1 protein-coding gene is annotated in these 457 nt (G+C 64.6%); it reads left to right on the top strand.

What is annotated here, in order from left to right:
- Positions 1 to 457: HemK family protein methyltransferase (locus HU147_RS19170; protein ID WP_224077667.1), on the top strand; the 457-nt coding region annotated here is incomplete at both ends.

Raw genomic sequence — 457 nt, 5'->3', positions numbered from 1 at the left:
ATCGCCGAACTGATCGAATGCGGCTTCGAGCCGTGGCTGGCCGGCCGCGACGTGTACCGTGCACTGGACCTGTGCACCGGTTCGGGCTGCATCGCCATCGCCATGGGCCACTACTACCCGAACTGGCAGGTGGACGGCGTCGACCTGAGCGACGATGCACTGTCGCTGGCCGAAGAAAACAAGGAGCGCCTGCAGGCGCACAACGTCACCCTGATCAAGTCGGACCTGTTCCACGGCCTGTCCGGCCGCCACTACGACCTGATCGTCACCAATCCGCCATACGTCACCAACGACGAGACCGATGCCCTGCCGCAGGAATACTCCTACGAGCCGGAGATGGGCCTGCGTGCCGGCGACGACGGCCTGGACCTGGTGCTGAAGATCCTGCGCGATGCCCCGCTGCACCTGAGCGAGGATGGCCTGCTGATCTGTGAAGTGGGCGAATCCGAGCAGCATC

This window comes from Planococcus chinensis (assembly GCF_020071995.1).
Classification (GTDB): domain Bacteria; phylum Bacillota; class Bacilli; order Bacillales_A; family Planococcaceae; genus Planococcus; species Planococcus chinensis_A.
The sequence above is the reverse complement of the archived record's forward strand: the minus strand, read 5'-3'. Positions and strand labels throughout refer to the sequence as shown.